The sequence below is a fragment of the Parviterribacter kavangonensis genome (assembly GCF_056863335.1).
Window position 1 is genome coordinate 2,818,818 of sequence record NZ_JBXPJA010000001.1, and the last position, 19,656, is coordinate 2,838,473.

Here is a 19,656-nt window from a genome sequence, read left to right on the forward strand (position 1 = left end):
CGGCGCGAGTCTACGCTGCGCCCTCCGATGTCGGGCGTCCTGCGGCTCATGCGACGGTTCGAGCGGCGCCGCCGCTTCTGGGCGGACGTCGACGTCCGCGGACGCGACGAGTGCTGGCCGTGGCTCGGCGCCCGGGACGCCAACGGGAGCCCCGTGTACGACGGCCAAGCGGCCGGGCTCGTCGCGCACCAGCTCGTCCGCGGGTCGCTGCCAGAGGGCGAGCCGGTCCGCACCTGCGGGCACGCGTGGTGCGTGAACCCGGGGCACCTGACGTTCCGATAGGGGTCCTGGCCATGTGTTCGATTGAAGGACCGGGCCCCATGCCCCACTCTTCCCATCGCGAGGCGAGCGTTCAGGATTGAACGCAGACCTCACGAGACGACAAAGGCAAGCGCGTCGCGAGGCGTGCACGCAAAGCCAGAGGTCTCCCCTGACCGGAGAAGGACGTCGGGGAGATGGCTCAGCTCCCGGCTCGGCCACCCGGAGAACGTCGTCAAGGAGGATGCATGTCGGGTATCCCGGCTCCTCGTCGTCTCGGGCGTGCCGTGCGTGTCTTCACGCCGGTCGTCCTCAGTCTTGCGGTCCCCGCGACCGCCGCCGCAGTGCCCGCCGACAAGGCGAACGATGCCCCCGGCCAGGAGAAGAAGGCCGAAGAGCAGCAGCAGCCCACCGGCGACCAGAGCCAGGCCGGCGAGGACCACGGCCAGGCGGCCGAGGACCACGGTCAGGGCCAGGACGCCGAGCACGGCCAGGACGGCGAGGACCACGGCCAGGCCGGCGAGGACCACGGGCAGTCGGGCGAGGACCACGGGCAGTCGGGCGAGGACCACGGCAACGACCAATCCGGCAACGAGCAGGGCGAGGACGAGTCCGGCGACGAGCAGGGCGACGACGAGTCCGGCGAGGACCAGTCGGACAACGGCCAGGACGCCGAGCACGGCCAGGACGGCGACGACCACGGGCAGGCCGGCGAGGACCACGGCCAGGGCCAGGACGCCGAGCACGGCCAGGACGGCGAGGAGCACGGCAACGCCGGCGACGACGACCAGCAGGACGACGACGACCAGATCCCCGGCAACGGCGACGACCAGGGCGGCAACGACGTCGTCGTCGGCGGCGGCGAGATGGAGAGCGGCGGCGACGACTCCGGCGACAAGCCGTCGGAGGACAAGCCGGCCGAGCAGAAGTCGACCACCGCGTCCTCGGGCGACAACTCCGCGCCGGCCAACGACGTGCGCGTCGACCTGCCGGCGCCCGCGCAGGGCCCGGTCGCGATGACGATCCCGAGCAAGCGCGTCAGCGTGAGCCGCCGCGTCATCACGATCCGCCTCACGCCGTACTCGGTGAAGTTCGCGCGCGTGTACGTCAACGGCAAGCGCGTCGAGGTCCGCCGTCAGGGCAAGCGCGTCACGGCCGTCATCGACCTCCGTGGCAAGACCGCCGGCACGTACACCGTGCGCACGTACGTCATCACGAAGACGGGCAAGGTCCGCAACGGCGTGCGCCGCTTCCAGGCCTGCGCCACCGTGCCGACGCCGTTCCGTCGCGCCGCGTAGCACCAGCTCTCCTTCGGGAGCGCGAAGGGACTCGAGGGGTCGCCGGTGTTCTGCCGGCGGCCCCTTCGTCGTTAAGAAGGGAAGGACTTGCGCGCTGGTCAGCAGATCTGGACCGACGTTCGATTGCAGGCCCTTCTCCTCACGTTCACCATCCTCTGCAGAGGTGAGCGGGGCAGGATGCCCAGCGAGCCTCTCGAGACGACAAAGGCAACCTCGTCGTGAGGCGGGGGCGCAAAGCCAGAGGTCTCCCCTTGACCGGAGCAACGTCAGGGAGATGGCTCAGCTACCGGCTCGGCCACCCGGAGAACGTCGTCAAGGAGGAACAATGTCGGGTACCCCGGCTCCTCGTCGTCTCGGGCGTGCCGTGCGTGTCTTCACGCCGGTCGTCCTCACTTCAGCGCTCGTCGTCCCGATGATCTCGTCGGCCGACCAGCCGCAGGGCAAGAACGTCAACGCCGGCCCGAACGGGATCGGCAACGGCCAGCAGGGCCCCAACGGGCTCGGCGGCGGCCAGCCCGGCCCGAACGGCCTCGGCAACAACGGCGCCAACGGCAACGAGGCGCAGGTCGCCGCCAACGCCGCGCAGGGTCAGCAGGGCGACCAGGGGCAGCCGGGCCAGCCGGGCAACCCCGGCGGCAACGGCCCGGCCGGTCCCGAGGGCAACAACGGGAACCCGCAGCAGGGCAACCCGGCCGCCAACGGTCCCGAGGGCCCGCAGGGCAACAACGGCAACCCCGGCAACGAGGGCCAGAACGGCCCGCAGGGTCCGCAGGGCAACGAGGGCCAGGCCGGCGACGACCACGGCCAGGCCGGTGAGGACCACGGCAAGCCGGAGAACCCCGGTCAGTCCGGTGAGGACCACGGTCAGGCCGGCGACGAGCACGGCAAGCCCGAGTCGCCCGGCAAGAGCGACGAGGACCACGGCAAGTCCGGCGAGGAGCACGGCAAGCCCGAGCACCCGGACCACCCCGACCACCCGGACCATCCGGACCATCCGGACCATCCCGACCACCCGGACACGCCGAACGGCAACGGGAACGGGAACGGGAACGGCAACGGCAACGGCCATGGCCACGGCAACGGCGGCGGCCACAAGCCGACCTCGGGCACCGACGGCAAGGCCGGCGCCGACGGCAAGGACGGCCTGAGCGCCACGCCGAGCTTCGCCCCGTCGACGTCGGTCACGACGGTGATGACGAGCAAGCGCGTCTGCACCAGCAAGCGCAAGATCACCATCCGCCTGACCCCGTACAGCGTCAAGGCCGCCCGCGTCCTCGTGAACGGCAAGTTCGTGAAGATCCGCCGCCACGGCAAGCGCGTCACCGCGGTCGTCGACCTCCGCGGCAAGAAGGCCGGCACCTACACGGTCCGCACCTTCGTCGTGACCCGCCACGGGAAGCTCCGCATGGGCACCCGCCGCTTCAAGGCCTGCGCGACGGTCAAGACGCCCGTCCGCAAGGTCGTCAAGAAGAAGACGGCCAAGAAGCACTAGCCCCAGCTCGCCCCTCCGGGCAAGGCGCGAAGGAACCCGGGGCCGCCGGCACGCAAGTGTGCCGGCGGCCCCCGCGCCGTTCAGGAGGCCGCGCCGACCTCGACGCCCGCGCTCGCCGCGGGCGCCGCCGCGCGGCCCAGCACGAAGTCGGCGCACCGCTCGGCGATCATCAGCGTCGCCGCATGCGTGTTCGCGGACACGACGCGCGGCATGACCGACGCGTCGGCGACCCGCAGGCCCTCGACGCCGTGGACGCGCAGCTCGGTGTCGACCACGCCGTCCTCCGGCGAGCCGATCCGGCACGTCGACGTCGGGTGGTACTCGTGCTCGCACGTCGCGCGCAGCCAGTGCTCGAGCTGCTCCCGCGAGCCGATCGAAGCGCCCGGGTTGAGCTCCTCGCCCAAGATCCCGGCGAGCGGCGATCGCGACGCGATGTCCCGCGCCAGCTCGATCGCCTTGAGCATGGCGTCGACCTCGCTCTGCTGCGACAGCGCGTTGTTGAGGATCCGCGGATGGTCCGCCGGATCGGCCGACCGCAGCGTCACGGACCCGCGGCTCGTCGGCCCGATGAGGGCCGCGCCGATGGTGAACGCCGGCGCACCGGTCTTGCGGAACCCGTGCTCCCAGAAGTAGACGGGCGCCTGGAGGAACTGGAAGTCCGGCGCGGGCAGCGACGGATCCGACTTCCAGTGGACGGCGGCCTCGGCGACCGTCGACGAGAGCTTGCCCTTCCCGCGCGCCGCCCACGGCGCCAGGTACTTGATGTCGGCGGCGTCGTCGAGCGTGTCCGCCGTCGTGCGCCAGTTGAGGAAGCACATCGGGTGCTCCATGAGGTTGCGCCCGACCTGCGCGCTGTCGACCGCGACGGCGATGCCGTGCTCGCGCAGCTGGTCGGGGGCGCCGATGCCCGACAGCATGAGCAGCTGCGGCGACCCGTACGCGCCGGCCGTGACGATGACCTCGCGCTCGGCGCGCGCGGTCTTCACCGATCCGCCCTGCTCGTACTCGACGCCGACCGCGCGCCCGCCCTCCAGCACGATCCGCCGCACGTGCGCGCCGGTGACGACGTCGAGGCCGTCGCGGCCCTTCGCCGGCTTGAGGAACGCGAGCGACGCGCTCAGCCGCCGGCCCTTCTTCGTCGTCGTCTGCAGCAGCGTCACGCCCTCCATCTGCGCGCCGTTGCAGTCGGGGGTGCGCTCGATGCCGGCGGCGACGGCCGCCTCCGTGAACGGCTCCCACGTCTTCGAGAGCCAGCGGTCGCGCGTGATGTGCAGCTCGCCCCCGACGCCGTGGTACTCGTCGCGGATCTCGGCGTTGTCCTCGGACCGCTTGAAGTACGGGAGCACCTCGTCGTAGCTCCACCCGGCCGCGCCCTCCTCGGCCCAGCGGTCGAAGTCCGACCGGTGCCCGCGCACGTAGAGCATCGCGTTCATCGACGACGACCCGCCGAGCATGCGCCCGCGCGGCAGGTACCAGCGGCGGCCGTAGAGGCCGGGCTCGGGCTCGGAGAGGTAGTTCCAGTCGGCGGGGCCCTGGAACAGCGTCGGGAAGGCGGCCGGGGCGCGCGCCGATGCGGCGGTCGGTGCCGCCGGACTCCAGCAGCAGCACGCGGGCGCCGTCCGCGGTGAGGCGATTGGCGATGACGCAGCCGGCCGAGCCGGCTCCCACCACGACGAACTCGTACGTCTCCATCAGGCTCTCCTCGTCGCCGACGAGGCCACCCTAGACCACCGTCCAGGGCTCGACGCGCCACCCGGTGACGAGCTGCGCGAGGACGTACGGATCGGCCTCCGCGAAGCGCTGCGCCTCCTCCGCGTCGCGGAAGACGATGAGCGCGCCGTGGGGTGGATCGCCGAGCGCGCCGGCCAGCACGATGGCGTCCGCGTCCTTGCCGCCGGCGATGGCGGCCAGGTGCGCCTCGCGATGCGGGGCACGCTTCTCGAGGATGCCGTCGACGTAGTCGTAGAACAGCGCGTGCAGGCGCTCGGGGGTGCTCATCCAGCGGACGCTAGACGAGCGTCCGCGGATCAGCCCTGCAGGCGGGCGCCCAGCTCGCCGCGCAGCGTGGCGAGCTCGGTGACGGCGGCGCCGATGTAGGCGTCGGTCGTCGCGAGGATGTCGGCCTCGAGGTCGGCCATGTACGCGCGCTCGGCGGCGAGCTCGCACAGGGACGCCAGGGCGCGCTCCTCGTAGAGGCCCTCGAGGCGGGCCTTGACGTCAAGGGCGCTCATGGTGGGGAGGGCGGGGTGGCTCATGACGATGATCTTGCCGCCGCGGACGAGCCCTGGCATCGGGGAAGACCCCCTACCTGTCCCCAGTCATCCCCCTACTTCCCCGCAGAACGCCGAAGGCCGCCCCCGGGAGGACGGCCTTCGACGGCACCTCTAGCGGGCGGCGCGGATCTGGTGGTTGGCCTGGAAGAGCTCGTCCGGGTCGACGGACGCGCGGATGTCGCGCAGGCGCTTGTAGCGCGTCGACTCGAACATCGGGCGGGTGTCGGAGGGGTGCTCGACGAAGTTCAGGTAGCGGGCGCCGTTGTCCCAGGGAGCGAGGGCGAGGGTGACCTTCTCGAGGTGCGACTCGACCGCGATGGCGCTCTCGACGTCCATCGCCATGCCGACGGCGAACGAGGCGAACTTGCCGTTGAGCTTGGGCAGCGCGCCCGCGTTCTGCGGCTCACGGGCGAGCGCTCCGCCGAGGTGGCGCAGCTCGAGCATGAGCAGCGGCGAGCGCGACTGGTGGCCGCCGACGGCGACGAACGTGTCGACCGCCTCCGGGGTCAGCTCGTCGATGAGCATGTGCGCGCCGGCGACCCCGGGCACCGGGTTCTCCGGATCCATGTGGAAGTGGTTGAGCGCCTCGGCGTCCATCATCCCGCCGAGCTCCATCTCCGGCCCGAGCGCGCGGATCGCCTCCGAGGCGGCCTTGCCGGCGGCCTCGTCGCCGAGGTGCACGACCTCGATGTTGATGAACGAGCGGCCGCGCAGCGGCTCGGGGATGTCGGGGATCGGAGGCAGGTTGAGGAACCGCGCGTAGCTCGTCGTGTCCTCCGTCAGCGTGTCGACGTAGGTCCGCCAGACGTGCATGACCTCGGCGCCGCGCTCGATCGGGAAGAGCATCGACGCGCCGAAGATGTCGGGCTCCGCGAAGAGCTCCATCTCCAGCGCCGTGACGACGCCGAAGTTGCCGCCGCCGCCGCGGACGGCCCAGAAGAGATCGGGCTCGTTGTCGGCGGTCGCGCGGACCTCGCTGCCGTCGGCGAGGACGATCTCGACGGCCGTGACCGTGTTCGAGGCGAGGCCGTGCTTGCGGCCGACCCAGCAGAACCCGCCGCCGAGCGTGAAGCCCACGACGCCGACGTCCGGCGACGAGCCGAGCGCGGGGACGAGCCCGTGCGGAGCGGTCTTCGTCGTGACGTCGAGCCAGATGGCGCCGGCCTCGACGCGGACGCGGCGGGCGTACGCGTCGACGTGGACGTCGCGCATCTCGTGCGTCTTGACGAGGATCGTCCCGTCGAGCGCGGCAAGAGCGGCGGCGTTGTGGCCGGTGCCCTGCGCGGCCACCTTGAGGCCGTGCTCGCGGGCGAAGTCGACGACGGCGACCACGTCGGCGCTCGAGCGCACGATCGCGACCGCGGCGGGGCGCTGGTCGATCGCGAGGTTCCACGCTGCACGGGCCTCGTCGTAGCGCGCGTCGGCGGGGCCGATGGCCGAGCCGGTGATCCGGGCGTCGAGCGCGCTGACGTCGGCGAGCAGCTGGTCGTGGATGAGCATGGGTGGGGGTCCTTTGAGGTGGAGGGAAGCGGCTGCGTCGTGGAGTGACGTGCATGCTGCGCTCCTGCCCATGCATCGGCATCGGGGGGTTCCCTAGCGTTCGCGAGCGGTCCCGCCGCCGGGGTTGCTCGGGGCCCCGGCTAAGGCTCGAGGACGATCTTGCCGAGCGCGCCGCGACCGTCGAGCAGCTTCAGCGCGTCGGCCGTCTGCTCGAGCGGGAACCGCGCCCCGACGATCGGGTTGACGATGCCCTGCTCGATCATCGGATCGAGCGCCGCGCCGATCTCGCGCGTGACCTCGGGCTTCGACATCACGTAGGCGCCCCAGCCGGCGCCGACCACCGAGACGTTGTTGAGGAGCAGCCGGTTGACCTTGACCTCGGGGATCGAGCCGGCGGTGAAGCCGACCACGACCGCGCGGCCGTCCTCGGCGAGCGAGCGGAGGCTGTCGGTGAACCGGTCGCCGCCGACGGGGTCGATGACGACGTCGACGCCGCCGCCCGACCACTCCTTCGCCTGGTCCTTCCACGGCCCGTCCGAGCGCACGACCTCGTCGGCGCCCGCCTCGCGCGCGACGCGCTCCTTCTCGTCGCTCGACACGACGCCGATCGTGCGCGCGCCGAGCCCCTTCGCGACCTGGATCGTCGCCGTGCCCACGCCGCCCGCGGCGCCGTGGACCAGCACCGTCTCGCCCTCGCGCACGCGCCCGCGCGTGACGAGCGAGAAGTACGCCGTGTGGTAGTTGAGGATCAGCCCGGCGCCCTGCGCGGCGTCGAGCTTGTCCGAGAGCCTGAACGTGAAGTGCTCCGGCGCGACCGCGCGCTCGGCGAACCCGCCGAGGAAGCAGAAGCCCATGACGCGGTCGCCCGGCGAGAAGCCCGAGTCATCGCTCGCCTCGCGGACGGTGCCCGCCACCTCGCTGCCGGGGACGAACGGCAGCGGCGGCTTCATCTGGTACTGGCCGCGCGTCTGCAGGACCTCCGGGAACGACACCCCGGCCGCCTCGACGTCGATCACGACGCCGCTGCCGGGGGTCATCATGTGCGACGCCTCCGGCTCGGGGGCGTCGTCGACGACCTTGACGCTGTCGGGGCCTTCGAGCTCGACGATCTGGACGGCGCGCATGAGGGCGCCGCAGCCTACAGGCCGGGCGGGTGGCGGACCGTGTAGCCCGCGGTGGGGCGCAGGTCCGACGTCCAGCGCGAGCCCGCGATGCGCTTCGCCGACGTGTCGAAGCGCCGGTTGAGGATGCGGATCCAGGTGTGGCTCGGGTTCGCGTAGATCGTGATGTACCGGCCGGGGCCGGGCGCGCCGTAGCTCATCAGGCCCGACGAGTCGCGCGGGACGCGGAGCATCCCCATCGCGTGCAGGACGTACGAGACGGTGCCCGAGCAGTCGTAGCCGGTGTCGTTGAACGAGCCGTGGCCGCCGCCCCACTTGTACGGCGCGCGAGCGATGCGGTTCGCGGCGCGGATCGCTCGCCGCACGCGGATCGGCAGGCCGCTGCGGCCGCCGCGGCTGCTGCTGCGCAGCCGCGCGCGCTTGAGCACCGGGTGGCGGCCGCGGATGCCGAGCGCGCGCCACGTCGCCGGGCCGACGATGCCGTCGGCGGTCAGTCCGTGCGCGCGCTGGAACCGCTTGACGGCGCGCTGCGTGCCGGGCCCGAAGACGCCGTCGGCGGTGACGCCGAGATGCCGCTGCGCGAGCCGTACGCTGGCGCCCCGCGTCCGCACGCGGGCACGGCCGCTGCCGCCGCGGTGGATCCGGTGGACCTTCTTGAGCATCCGCCACGTCGCAGGGCCGGCAACGCCGTCGGCAGTGAGGCTGTGCTTGCGCTGGAAGCGCTTGAGCGCCCGCGCCGTGCCCTTCCCGAACGCGCCGTCGGCGCGGATCCCGAGCAGCCGCTGCAGCTTCTTGACCGCCGCGCCGTGGTCGTGGCGCTTGACCGGCCGCTCGGCGTGAGCGGACGACGCGGGCACGAGCAGCGCAACGAGAACGGCGATGACGCGAAGGGATCGGGGCATGGGCGCACAACCGGGCGGACGGAAGCCCGGAGCGGCGGCAAGCTACCCACGACCTCGCAAGTGTCCGCAAGATCCCTTGCAGGAGCAGGAACTGCACGCTCTCGTGCGACGAGGTCAGCGTGCGAGGAGCGCCATGGCGGCGTTGTGGCCGCCGATGCCGGAGACGCCTCCGCCGCGACGGGCTCCGGCCCCGCAGACGAGGATCCGCTCGTCGTCGGTCTCGACGCCCCAGCGTCCGGCGTCCTCCGGCGTCTCCGCCCAGGGCCACGCGAGGTCGCCGTGGAAGATGTTGCCCTCCGGGAGGCCGAGCTCGCGCTCGAGGTCCAGCGGGGACTTCACCTCGACGCAGGGCGCGCCGTGCGCATCGAGCGCGATGCAGTCGCGGATCGGCTCGGCGAGGTGGGCGTCGAGCTGGTCGAGGTAGCGCTCGGCGAGCGTGCGCTTCGTGCCGTCGTGGTCGGCGGCGAAGAGCGCGGGCGGCGTGTGAAGGCCGAAGAGCGTCAGCGTGTGCAGCCCCGGCGGGACGATCGAGGGATCGGTGAGCGAGTGGCAGTAGAGCTCCGCCGGGGCGGGGCCGGGCAGCTCGCCGCGGGCGGCCGCCGCGTACGCCGCCTCGAGCTCGTCCCACGTCTCGTTCAGCCGGAACGTCCCGGCGAACGCGTCCTCCGAGGCGACTCCGGACCGCAGCCGCGGCAGCCGCGTGAGCAGGAGGTTGACCTTCGTCTGGCTGCCCGGTGCGGTCGCCGGCGCCGGCCGGCCGCGCAGCCGCGCGAGCGCCGCCGGCGCGACGTTCGCGACGACGTGGTCGGCGGTGACGGCGTGCTCCGCGCCGTCGTGGCGGTAGGTGACCGTGCCGCCGTCGACGTGGACGACCTCGGCGCCGGTGAGCAGCTGCGCTCCCGCCGCGCGCGCGGCCGCTTCGAGCGCGCCGCTGACCGTGCCCATGCCGCCGACCGGCACGTCCCACGGGCCGCCGACGAGGTGGTAGAGGAAGCAGCGGTTCTGCGCGAGCCCGGGATCGTCGAGCGACGCGAACGTCCCGATGAGCCCGTCCGTCGCGACGACGCCGCGCTCGAGCGGGTCGGCGAACCGCTCGCGCAGCGTCTCCCCCAGCGGCCGCTCGACGAGGTCGCGCCACGCCTCCTCGCCCATGAGCGCCCGCGCCTCGCCCGCCGCGGGCAGCGGCTCGAGCAGCGACGGGAAGAGCCCGGCGGCCATCGCGCCGGTCATCGCGTAGAACGCCTGCCACGCCGCCGACGGCGCCGTCCCGTTGCCGACGAGCAGGTCGGGCGGCGCGTACGCCGACACCCGCCGCCGCGCGAGCCGGACGTCGATGCCGAGGTCGGACGCGATCCGCGGCGGCAGGAGGCTGACGAGGTACGCGTACCGCGAGAGGCGCGCGTCGTGGCCCGCGAACGGCCGCTCGCTCACCGCCGCGCCGCCGAGCACCGAGCGCCGCTCGAGGACGAGCACGCTGCGCCCCGCCCGCGCGAGGTAGGCGGCCGCGACGAGCCCGTTGTGGCCGCCGCCGGCGATGACGACGTCCGGCATGGCCCGAGCGTAGGGCGCGGAGCGAAGACGCTCCTCGCTGCGGCGCGGGCGCGCGGTCCTACGCTCTTCTGGTGCCCCTCCTCTCGGAGCTCACGACGCTGCGCCTGGGCGGCCCGGCCGGGCGGTTCGTCTCCGCGACGACCGCAGACGAGGTCGTCGCCGCTGTGCGCGATGCGGACGCGACCGGCGAGCCCGTGCTCGTGCTCGCGGGCGGCAGCAACGTCGTCGTCGCCGACGAGGGGTTCCCGGGCACCGTCGTCCACGTCGCGACGCGCGGCGTCGTGCGCAGCGACGACGGCGACCGCGCGCTGCTGACCGTGCAGGCCGGCGAGCCGTGGGACCCGTTCGTCGCGCGCTGCGTCGCCGACGGGCTCGCGGGCGTCGAGTGCCTCTCGGGCATCCCCGGCTCGGTCGGCGCGACGCCGATCCAGAACGTCGGCGCCTACGGCCAGGAGGTCAGCCAGACGATCACGGCCGTGCGCGTCCACGACCGCGCCACGGGCGAGACGACCACCCTCGCGCCGCAGGACTGCGGGTTCGCCTACCGCTCGAGCGCGTTCAAGCGCGAGCCCGGCCGGTGGGTCGTCCTCGAGGTCACCTTCGCCCTGCACCACGACGACCGCTCGCGGCCGATCGAGTACGCCGAGCTGGCACGGGCACTCGGCGTCGAGCGGGGCCACACCGCGCCCCTGGCCGACGTCCGCGAGGCGGTCCTGCAGCTGCGCCGCGGCAAGGGCATGGTCGTCGACCCCGCCGACCCGGACTCCGTCTCGGCCGGCTCGTTCTTCACGAACCCGATCCTCGACGCCGGCGCGTTCGCCCGGCTGGAGGAGCGCGTCGCCGAGGAGCTCGGCGACGGCGCCCGCCCGCCGCGCTGGGCGGAGGCCGACGGCCGGCTCAAGACGTCGGCCGCCTGGCTCATCGAGCGCGCGGGCTTCACGAAGGGCCACGGCGACCCCGCCACGGTCGCGATCTCCTCGAAGCACACGCTCGCGCTCACGAACCGCGGCGCGGGGACCTCGGCGCAGCTGCTCGCGCTCGCGTGGGAGATCGCGGACGGGGTCGAGCAGCGCTTCGGCGTGGCGCTCGTTCCCGAGCCCGTGCTCGTCGGTCAGCAGTGGGAGCGATCACTGGACGCTGACGCTCGCAGCACGTCCCGCTGAAAACGGGTACAACGCGTCCGAGATTCCGTTCCGCGACCTGATCTCGATCCTCGCCGATCCCGTCGATGAGGACGCCGATGAGCTCGTCCGGGCGCTGCTGGGTCAGCTGCCGGGCGTCGGCGTGGTCGTCTTCGACCGCGAGCTGCGCATGCGCGTCGCCGAGGGCACGGGGCTCGCGGACGCCGGCCTGGGCACGGCCAACGTGCGCGGCCGTCGCCTGCAGGACATCGTGCCCGCCGCGGCCGCCGAGGTCCTCGTCCCGCACTACCAGGCGGTCCTGACCGGCGAGCAGCGCTCGTTCGACTACGGGAGCGTCATCTCCGGCCGCGAGTACGGGATCATCGCCGGCCCGCTGCGCGACGCGCACGGAGCGATCGTCGCCGGCATCGCGCTCACCCATGACGTCACCGAGCGCGTTCAGCTCACCACGGCGATCGCGGAGGCCGAAGCCCACTTCCGGCTCATCTCCGAGAGCACGACCGACATCGTCTCGCTGCACGACCTCGAGGGCACGTACCTGTGGATCTCGCCGTCCGTCGAGACGCAGATGGGCTACACGCCCGGCGAGGTCGTCGGCAAGACGGCGTTCGACTTCGTCGAGCCGGAGGACGCGGAGCGGATCGCCGAGGTGCTGGGGACGCTGGCGGCCGGCGAGGCCGAGACGGTCGTCGCGACGTTCCGCATGCGCAACGCGTCGGGCGCGTACGTGTGGATCGAGAGCGTCGTCACGGCCATCGAGGGCACCGGCGGGCGCACCGAGCTGCGCGTCGCCTCGCGCGACATCACCGAGCGCAAGGAGCACGAGCAGCGGCTCGAGACCACGCGCGACGAGCTGCGCCGCCGGCTGGCGCAGACGAGCGCCCTGGCCCGCCTCGGCGAGCGCGCGCTCGAGGAGCCGGACCTGCGCCGCCTCATGGACGACGCGTGCACGCTCGTCGACGTGGTCCTCGGCGTGGCCCGGTGCGCGTTCCTCCCGAGCGCGGACGCCGAGGCGGCACGCGGGTGCGTCGAGTTCGTGGTCGGCGACCGCGAGGACCCCTGGGGCGAGCTCGCCGTCTGGGCCGATCGCGAGCGCGTCTTCGACAAGCACGACCTCGACTTCCTCCAGGCGGTCGCCCACATCGTCGGCGACGCCGTCCGGCGCACCGCCGCCGAGGACGCGGCCGTGCACCAGGCGATGCACGACCGCACGACCGGGCTGCCGAACCGGGCGTTGCTCGTCGACCGCCTCACGCAGGCGCTCGAGCGCCGGCGTGAGCGCGAGCGCGGCCGCGTGGGCGTCTTCCTGCTCGACCTCGACGGGTTCAGGGTCGTCAACGACTCGCTCGGCCACGCCGCCGGCGACGAGCTGCTCGCGCAGGTCGGCCCGCGGCTGCGCGGGGTCCTGCGCCCCGGCGACACCGTCGCGCGCTTCGGCGGCGACGGCTTCGCGATCGTCTGCGACGACATCCACGACGAGGCCCACGCGCAGCGGCTGGCCGAGCGGATCGCCGCCGCCTTCGCGCGGCCGTTCGTCGCGCGCGACCAGAGCTTCTTCGTCACCGCCAGCATCGGCGTCGTCGTCGCCGGGGCGGGCGACCTGGCCGAGCACGTCCTGCGCGACGCCGACGCCGCGATGTCGCGCGCCAAGGAGGCCGGCCGCGGCCGCTACGAGCTGTTCGACCCCCAGATGCGCGAGCGGATCGTCCGGCGCCTGCGCATCGAGGGCGACCTGCGCCGCGCGCTCGCGGCCGAGGAGCTGCGCGTCCACTTCCAGCCGATCTTCTCGCTGCCCGGGCGGCGCGTCGTGGGAGCCGAGGCGCTCGTGCGGTGGGAGCACCCGACGCAGGGCATGGTCCTCCCCGGCGAGTTCATCCCGGTCGCCGAGGACACCGGGCTCATCGTCCCGCTCGGCACGTGGGTGCTGCGCGCCGCGTGCCGGCACGCCGCGCGCTGGAACGACATCGACCTGACGGTGAACCTCTCCGCCCGCCAGCTCATGCAGCGCGACGTCGTCGACGTCGTCCGGCTCGCTCTCGCCGACAGCGGCCTCGAGCCGGGGCGGCTCGGGCTCGAGATCACCGAGCGCCTGCTCATGCAGGAGAGCGACGCGATGAGCGCGACCCTCGGCGCGCTGAAGGAGCTCGGCGTCCGGCTTGTGCTCGACGACTTCGGCACCGGCTACTCGTCGTTGAGCTACCTCAAGCGCTTCCCGCTCGACCGCCTGAAGATCGACCGCTCGTTCGTCGCCGGCCTCGAGGAGCGCGAGGACGACCGCGCGATCGTCGAGGCGATCGTGGGCATGTCGGCCGCGCTCGAGCTCGGCGTCATCCCCGAGGGCGTCGAGACCGAGGGGCAGCTCGAGATCCTCACGGCGCTCGGCTGCCGTACGGCGCAGGGCTTCCTGCTCGGCCGCCCGGTACCGCCCGGCGAGCTCACCGCGGCGTTCCCGTCGGTCACCGGCGGGGTAGGCGACGGGACATGACCCACCACCGCGACGGCGCCGATCGCGTCGGCCACGGCGAGGCGTCGCTCGGCGACGCGCAGGCCGCCAACCCGCCGGACGATCCCGCGTACATCAACGAGGACGCGTACGACCTCGACACCGACGTCGACTTCGAGGGCGAGGGCACTCCCCCGCCGAAGGAGCGCGACAACGAGGACCCCGCGCCGAACGCGCCGTAGCGCCCGGCGCTAGTCGACCTTCACGAGCCGCACCACGCGGTGCCCGCCGGCGAGCGGGCGCCGCCACGGGCCGTCGCCGTCCGGTGCGTCCTCTCGGTCGAGCAGCAGCGCGGCGAGCCGCCGCGCGTCGTCCAGCGACTGCGGCGGCGACGCGTACGCGCCGCCCTCGCGCCGGCTGAGCCGTGCGCTCAGCTGGTCCTCGACCTCGACGACGTACGACGGCCCCAGGGTCAGCTCGAGTTGGTGGTCCACGCGGACATCATCGCGTGGAGCGCAACTTCCGGCCGACCCGCCGTGTTCCGGTTCGATGCAACGAAGCAGTCTGAAGACCACGCTCGTGGCCCTCGTGACGCTGATCGTCGCCGTCTGCGCGGCCTCGCCGGCGCAGGCCCGGGTCACCATCGGCATCGGCGACCAGCACGCGTCGATGTTCGCTCATCCGGCGTTCCAGGCGCTGAAGATCAAGCGCGTCCGCTACTTCATCCGCTGGGACGCGGTCCGCAGGCCGTACGACCTCCAGGTCGCCAAGGACTACGTCGCCGCCGCGCGCGCGAACCGCAAGCGCGTCCTGCTGCACATCTCCAGCGACGACCTGCGCCGCCGCAAGGCGAAGCTGCCGTCGCTGAAGCGCTACCGCCGCGACGTCACGAAGCTCGTCAAGACGTTCAAGCGCCTCGGCGTGCGCGAGTTCGGCGCCCGCAACGAGGCCAACCACGACTCGCAGGCGACGTGGAAGAGCCCCAAGCGCGCCGCGCAGGAGTTCAAGATCGTCCGCAGGGCGTGCGGCAGGGGCTGCTCGATCGTGGCGCTCGACGTGCTCGACCAGCGCGGCGTCGGGCGGTACATGAAGCGCTTCTACCGCGCCCTCGGCAAGTACCGCCGTTACGCGCGCATCGTCGGCATCCACAACTACTCCGACGTCAACCGCAAGCGCACGCGCGGCACGCGGGAGATCTTCCGCACCGCCCGCCGCTACGTGAAGCGGACGAAGTTCTGGTTCACCGAGACCGGCGGCGTCGTGCGGTTCTCGAGCGCGTTCAAGTGCTCCGAGCGGCGCGCCGCGAACCGGCTGAAGTACCTGTTCCGGATCACGAAGCACTACCGGCGCATCGTCAGCCGCGTCTACATCTACAACTGGACCGCGGCCGGCTGCGCCGCGCGGTTCGACTCGGGGCTCATCCGCCTGGACGGCACGACCCGCCCCGGCTACCGCGTCGTCAAGTCGCAGCTGCGCTCGAAGTACTTCCAGCGCTGACCGCGCCGTTGCCGTTCCCGCGCCCGGCGTCCGCCTGCACCGGCAGGCGGACGCTGAAGCGCGTCTCGCCCGGCCGCGAGCGGACGGAGATCGTCCCGCGGTGCTGCTGCACGATGCGGTAGACGACGTCGAGCCCGAGGCCCGTGCCGCTGCCGACGTCCTTGGTGGTGAAGAACGGCTCGAAGATCCGCGACTGCACGTCCTCGGGGATGCCGGGCCCGTCATCGAGGATCTCGACGAGCACGTGGTCGGCGCCGTCGCGGCACGTGCGGATCGTGATCGTGCCGTCGCCGCCGATCGCGTCGACCGCGTTGTCGAGCAGGTTCGTCCACACCTGGTTGAGCTCCGACCCGTAGGCGTGGATGAGCGGCAGGTCGGGCGACAGCTCCTTGACCAGCCGCACGTCGCCCTTCTTGAACTTGTGGCCGAGGACGGTGAGCGTCGTCTTGATGCTCTTGTGGACGTCGACGTCCTGCGTCGGCGCCTGGTCCATGTACGTGTACTCCTTGACCGCGCGCACGAGCGTCGTGATGCGCTCGGTCGCCTCGGCCAGCTGCCGTGCGAGCGACTCCGCGCGGGCGCCCGCCGCGACCCAGGCGAGCGCGTCGGGCGCGGCGTCGGCGCCCACCGCCTCGACGACCGCGGCCGCGCAGTCGACGTCGATGCCGATCTCGACGAGGTCCGGCGCGATGTCCCACGGGTCGTCGACGCCGCTGCTCGCGAGCGCGTCGGCCAGCGCGTCCTCGAGGTCGGAGCGCTCGAGCGCGTCCGGCTCCTCGGCCTCGGCGGCGACGTCGCGCGCATGCTTGGCCTTCGCCGCGAGCTTGCGCAGCTTCTCCGGCGTCACGCCGCGGTCGGCGAGCACGCCGACGCCCGCCTGCACCGAGCGCAGCGTCGCGGCGAGCTCCTCCGCCGCGCGGCTTGCGGCCGCGGCGGGGTTGTTCAGCTCATGCGCGAGGCCCGCGGAGAGCGAGCCGAGCGCGGCGAGCTTCTCGCGCTGGCCCTGGATGCGGCCGAAGCGCTCGAACACCGGGCGGAAGGTCTGCAGGACCGTCTTGCGGACGTGCGGCTCCTCGCGGACGAGGTCGAAGAAGCACTCCGCGCTCAGCACGAGCAGCCGGACGCGCTCGACCGCGCGGGTCGTGCCCGGGTAGGGCATGCCGGCGAGCAGCGGGATGCCGCCCGCGAACGACCACGGCTTGTGGTCGACGACGCTGTACTGCTCGCCGTCGTCGCCGACGCCGGTGCTCTCGACGCGGCCGTCGAGCAGGAAGAAGAACTCGTCGGCCTCCTGGCCCTGCTCGAAGATGACGTCGCCGGGCTCGGCGACCCGCTCGGTGACCTTCTCGGCGAGCCACCGAACGCGGTCGTCGCCCAGCGGCTCGATGAGCGCGATCCGCCGCAGGTCGGCGATGCGTTCCTCGACCGTCATCGGCCCGCGAGGTGCTCGTGGACGAAGCGGACGGCCATGGCGCCCTCGCCGACCGACGAGGCGACGCGCTTCATCGACCCGTGCCGCACGTCGCCGGCGACGAACACGCCGGGCGCGCTGGTCTCGAGCAGGAACGGGTCGCGGTCGAGCGGCCAGCCGCGCGGGCGCCGGCCCTCGGCGAGCAGGTCCGGGCCGGAGAGGATGAAGCCGCGGTCGTCGCGCTCGACTCGGGCGTCGAGCCAGTCGGTCTCGGGCCGCGCGCCGATGAAGACGAACATCGCGCCCGCGTCGACCACGCGCTCGCCGTCGGGCGTGTTGAGGACGACCTGCTGCAGGCGCCCGTCGCCGCGCGCCTCGGCCACCTCGGTGTGCATGAGCACCTCCACGTTCGGCTGCTCGCGGATGCGGTCGACCAGGTACTGCGACATCGCCTTCTCGAGCGAGCCGCCCCGGCAGAGCAGCAGCACCTTCTCCGCGCCGCGCTTCGTCGCGAGGTCCATCACCGCCTGGCCGGCGGAGTTCGCCGCGCCGACGACGATCACCTGCCCGCCCTCGAGCGTCCCGTCCGCCGCGCCCGGCGCGCCGTAGTAGATGCCGGCGCCCGTCAGCTCCTCGACGCCCGCCGCGCTGAGCCGGCGGTAGCTGACGCCGGTCGCGATGAGCACCGCGTGCGCGCGGATCTCGCCGTGGTCGCTCAGCCGGATCGCGTGGGCGGAGCCGGCGGGCTCGAGCGTCGTGGCCGCCTGGACGGTGAGCACCTCGGTGTGGAAGCGGCGCGCCTGCATGAACGCGCGGTTGGCGAGCTCCCGGCCGCTCAGCCCGTTCGGGAAGCCGAGGTAGTTCTCGATGAGCGAGCTCTGCCCCGCCTGCCCGCCCGGCGCCTCGCGCTCGACGAGCAGCGTGCGCAGCCCCTCCGACCCGCCGTACACGCCGGCCGCCAGGCCCGCGGGGCCGGCGCCGACGATGACCAGGTCGTAGACCTCGTGCTCGGCGCGCGTGGGCAGCCCCAGCTTCGACGCCAGCTCGACCGGCTGCGGCGCCTCGAGCACCGAGCCGTCGCGCAGCACGGCGACCGGCATCTTCGGCCGCTCCAGCGCGGCCGAGTCGAGCAGCCGCTTCGCCTCCGGGTCGGAGTCGGCGTCGAGCCACTTGTACGGCACCGAGTTGCGCGCGAGCAGGTCGCGCAGCGCGTGGGAGGCGGCGTCGACGCTCGGCGCGATGATGCGGACGTCCTCGCCCTCCTTCGGCGTGATCTGCGCCCAGCGGTCGAGCAGGTCGTCGACGACCGGGTAGAGGTTGTCGTCCGGCGGCTCCCACGGCTTGCGCAGGTAGAAGTCGAGGTCGACGTCGTTGATCGCCCGGATCGCCGCCTCGGTGTCGGCGTACGCGGTCAGCAGCGCGCGGCGCGTGTCGGGGTAGAGCGTGATCGCCTCGGTGAGGAACTCCACGCCGTTCATCCGCGGCATCCGCTGGTCGGCGAGGATCAGCGCGACGCGGTCGTCGCGCAGCTTGAGGCGGCGCAGGACGTCGAGGCCCTCCTCGCCCGACTCGGCGCGCACGACGCGATAGCGCTCGCCGTAGCGGCGCCGCAGATCGCGCTCGATGGCCCGGGCGACCGCCGGGTCGTCGTCGACGGTGAGGAGCACGGGCTTGGCCACAAGACCGACTGTACGGAGGGCGTCAACCCTCGCCCGCGGGCACCGCGCTGACCGGCCCGTCGACCCGCACGCTCACCCGATCGCCGGCGTGCCAGGCGGGGAACCCGAGCCGGCGGCTGCGCAGCTTCAGCCCGCTCGGCAGCTCCAGGTGCACGAGCTGATCGTGCCCGAAGAACGCCCGGTCGGTGACCCGCGCCTCGGCGGTCGCGCGCGGCGACGTGTGGTCGATCGCGACGGACTCCGGGCGCAGGATCACGTCGACCGCGCCGCGCAGGTCGCGGCTGACGGGGAAGCGGCCGAGCTCGCACTCGACGACGCCGTCGGCCGCCGAGCCGGGCAGCAGCACGGCATCGCCGAGGAACTCCGCGACCCAGCGCGTCTTCGGTCGCTCGTAGACGTCCTCCGGCGTGCCGGTCTGCTGAACGCGGCCGCGGTCGAGCACGGTGATCGTGTCGGCCAGCGAGAGCGCCTCGGCCTGGTCGTGGGTGACGAGCAGCGCGCTCGCGCCCGAGTCGCGCAGGATCTGGGCGACCTCCGCGCGCAGCTGCTCGCGCAGCGCCGTGTCGAGCGCCGCGAACGGCTCGTCGAGCAGGACCACCTCGGGATCGGCCGCCAGCGCGCGGGCCAGCGCGACGCGCTGGCGCTCGCCCCCCGACAGCTCGTGCGGGAACGCCTTCGCGCGGTCCGCGAGGCCGACGAGCGCGAGGCACTCGCGCGCGCGGCCGTCGTTCGCGCCGAACGCGACGTTGCTCCCGATCGACAGGTGCGGGAAGAGCGCGCCGGACTGGAAGACCATCCCGATCCGGCGCTCCTCCGGCTCGACGAAGACGCCCTCGCCGGCGACGACCTTGCCGCCGACGCGGACGACGCCGCCGTCCGGCTGCTCGAACCCGGCGAGCAGCCGCAGCAGCGTCGTCTTGCCGGAGCCGCTCGGCCCGAGCAGCGCGCCAATGCTCCCGCGCTCGAGGCGCAGCGACGCGCCGTCGACGGCGCGCAGGCTGCCGAACGCCTTGTGGACGACGTGCGCCTCGACGGCGGCGGTTGGTGCATCGGTGACGGACACCACCTCGTACAGTAGGGACCCCCCGT

Annotated in this window: 18 protein-coding genes and 2 riboswitches; of the genes, 7 read left to right on the top strand and 11 right to left on the bottom strand. The window is 73.2% G+C overall.

What is annotated here, in order from left to right:
* Nucleotides 1–27: 27 nt before the first annotated feature.
* From AC1UE4_RS14250 to AC1UE4_RS14260, 3 genes are all read left to right on the top strand, one after another.
* Complete coding sequence (locus tag AC1UE4_RS14250; protein ID WP_482917891.1) at nucleotides 28–282, top strand: hypothetical protein; 255 nt, start codon at nucleotides 28–30, stop codon at nucleotides 280–282.
* A 94-nt stretch (nucleotides 283–376) separates the two neighbouring features.
* A riboswitch (cyclic di-GMP riboswitch) is annotated at nucleotides 377–472 on the top strand.
* Nucleotides 473–545: 73 nt separating this feature from the next.
* Complete coding sequence (locus AC1UE4_RS14255) at nucleotides 546–1,556, top strand: hypothetical protein (RefSeq protein WP_482917892.1); 1,011 nt, start codon at nucleotides 546–548, stop codon at nucleotides 1,554–1,556.
* A gap of 196 nt (nucleotides 1,557–1,752) precedes the next feature.
* Nucleotides 1,753–1,847: riboswitch (cyclic di-GMP riboswitch) on the top strand.
* A 73-nt stretch (nucleotides 1,848–1,920) separates the two neighbouring features.
* Nucleotides 1,921–3,048 (top strand): hypothetical protein, encoded by a 1,128-nt coding sequence (locus AC1UE4_RS14260; protein ID WP_482917893.1) that lies wholly within the window; start codon nucleotides 1,921–1,923, stop codon nucleotides 3,046–3,048.
* A gap of 80 nt (nucleotides 3,049–3,128) precedes the next feature.
* Here AC1UE4_RS14260 and AC1UE4_RS14265 read toward each other — a convergent pair whose 3' ends face one another.
* The 7 genes from AC1UE4_RS14265 to AC1UE4_RS14295 form a co-directional block, all read right to left on the bottom strand.
* The gene (locus tag AC1UE4_RS14265; RefSeq protein ID WP_482918250.1) at nucleotides 3,129–4,682 is read right to left on the bottom strand and encodes a GMC family oxidoreductase; all 1,554 of its coding nucleotides are present in this window, start codon (nucleotides 4,680–4,682) and stop codon (nucleotides 3,129–3,131) included.
* A gap of 88 nt (nucleotides 4,683–4,770) precedes the next feature.
* Nucleotides 4,771–5,046: a YciI family protein gene (locus tag AC1UE4_RS14270; RefSeq protein ID WP_482917894.1), complete on the bottom strand. Its 276-nt coding sequence runs from the start codon at nucleotides 5,044–5,046 to the stop codon at nucleotides 4,771–4,773.
* A 29-nt stretch (nucleotides 5,047–5,075) separates the two neighbouring features.
* On the bottom strand, nucleotides 5,076–5,339 hold the full coding sequence (locus AC1UE4_RS14275) for a hypothetical protein (RefSeq protein WP_482917895.1): 264 nt from the start codon (nucleotides 5,337–5,339) through the stop codon (nucleotides 5,076–5,078).
* Between the two features lie 93 nt (nucleotides 5,340–5,432).
* Complete coding sequence (locus tag AC1UE4_RS14280; protein ID WP_482917896.1) at nucleotides 5,433–6,821, bottom strand: FAD-binding oxidoreductase; 1,389 nt, start codon at nucleotides 6,819–6,821, stop codon at nucleotides 5,433–5,435.
* A gap of 140 nt (nucleotides 6,822–6,961) precedes the next feature.
* Nucleotides 6,962–7,945, bottom strand: coding sequence for an NADPH:quinone oxidoreductase family protein (locus AC1UE4_RS14285; protein WP_482917897.1), 984 nt, complete (start codon nucleotides 7,943–7,945; stop codon nucleotides 6,962–6,964).
* Nucleotides 7,946–7,959: 14 nt separating this feature from the next.
* On the bottom strand, nucleotides 7,960–8,844 hold the full coding sequence (locus AC1UE4_RS14290) for a peptidoglycan-binding protein (RefSeq protein ID WP_482917898.1): 885 nt from the start codon (nucleotides 8,842–8,844) through the stop codon (nucleotides 7,960–7,962).
* Between the two features lie 114 nt (nucleotides 8,845–8,958).
* Nucleotides 8,959–10,395, bottom strand: coding sequence for a phytoene desaturase family protein (locus AC1UE4_RS14295; protein WP_482917899.1), 1,437 nt, complete (start codon nucleotides 10,393–10,395; stop codon nucleotides 8,959–8,961).
* Nucleotides 10,396–10,466: 71 nt separating this feature from the next.
* Between AC1UE4_RS14295 and AC1UE4_RS14300 the strand changes: the two genes are divergently transcribed.
* The 3 genes from AC1UE4_RS14300 (at nucleotide 10,467) to AC1UE4_RS14310 (ending at nucleotide 14,222) form a co-directional block, all read left to right on the top strand.
* On the top strand, nucleotides 10,467–11,558 hold the full coding sequence (locus AC1UE4_RS14300) for a UDP-N-acetylmuramate dehydrogenase (RefSeq protein WP_482917900.1): 1,092 nt from the start codon (nucleotides 10,467–10,469) through the stop codon (nucleotides 11,556–11,558).
* Between the two features lie 121 nt (nucleotides 11,559–11,679).
* Nucleotides 11,680–14,022: a sensor domain-containing protein gene (locus AC1UE4_RS14305; RefSeq protein ID WP_482917901.1), complete on the top strand. Its 2,343-nt coding sequence runs from the start codon at nucleotides 11,680–11,682 to the stop codon at nucleotides 14,020–14,022.
* The gene (locus AC1UE4_RS14310) at nucleotides 14,019–14,222 is read left to right on the top strand and encodes a hypothetical protein (protein WP_482917902.1); all 204 of its coding nucleotides are present in this window, start codon (nucleotides 14,019–14,021) and stop codon (nucleotides 14,220–14,222) included. The genes AC1UE4_RS14305 and AC1UE4_RS14310 overlap by 4 nt, the downstream gene beginning before the upstream one ends.
* Nucleotides 14,223–14,231: 9 nt before the next feature.
* Here the strand turns inward: AC1UE4_RS14310 and AC1UE4_RS14315 are convergent, their stop codons facing one another.
* Entirely contained in the window at nucleotides 14,232–14,474 is a 243-nt protein-coding gene (locus AC1UE4_RS14315) for a hypothetical protein (RefSeq protein WP_482917903.1), read from the bottom strand.
* An 85-nt stretch (nucleotides 14,475–14,559) separates the two neighbouring features.
* On the opposite strand from AC1UE4_RS14315, the gene AC1UE4_RS14320 reads away from it, so the two are divergent.
* Nucleotides 14,560–15,477: a hypothetical protein gene (locus AC1UE4_RS14320; protein ID WP_482917904.1), complete on the top strand. Its 918-nt coding sequence runs from the start codon at nucleotides 14,560–14,562 to the stop codon at nucleotides 15,475–15,477.
* Here AC1UE4_RS14320 and AC1UE4_RS14325 read toward each other — a convergent pair.
* The 3 genes from AC1UE4_RS14325 to AC1UE4_RS14335 are packed head-to-tail and all read right to left on the bottom strand — an operon-like array spanning nucleotide 15,440 to nucleotide 19,630.
* Entirely contained in the window at nucleotides 15,440–16,909 is a 1,470-nt protein-coding gene (locus AC1UE4_RS14325) for an ATP-binding protein (protein WP_482917905.1), read from the bottom strand. The genes AC1UE4_RS14320 and AC1UE4_RS14325 overlap by 38 nt on opposite strands.
* The gene (locus AC1UE4_RS14330; protein ID WP_482917906.1) at nucleotides 16,906–18,567 is read right to left on the bottom strand and encodes an NAD(P)/FAD-dependent oxidoreductase; all 1,662 of its coding nucleotides are present in this window, start codon (nucleotides 18,565–18,567) and stop codon (nucleotides 16,906–16,908) included. The genes AC1UE4_RS14325 and AC1UE4_RS14330 overlap by 4 nt, the downstream gene beginning before the upstream one ends.
* Nucleotides 18,568–18,589: 22 nt before the next feature.
* Complete coding sequence (locus AC1UE4_RS14335) at nucleotides 18,590–19,630, bottom strand: ABC transporter ATP-binding protein (RefSeq protein WP_482917907.1); 1,041 nt, start codon at nucleotides 19,628–19,630, stop codon at nucleotides 18,590–18,592.
* Nucleotides 19,631–19,656 lie beyond the last annotated feature (26 nt).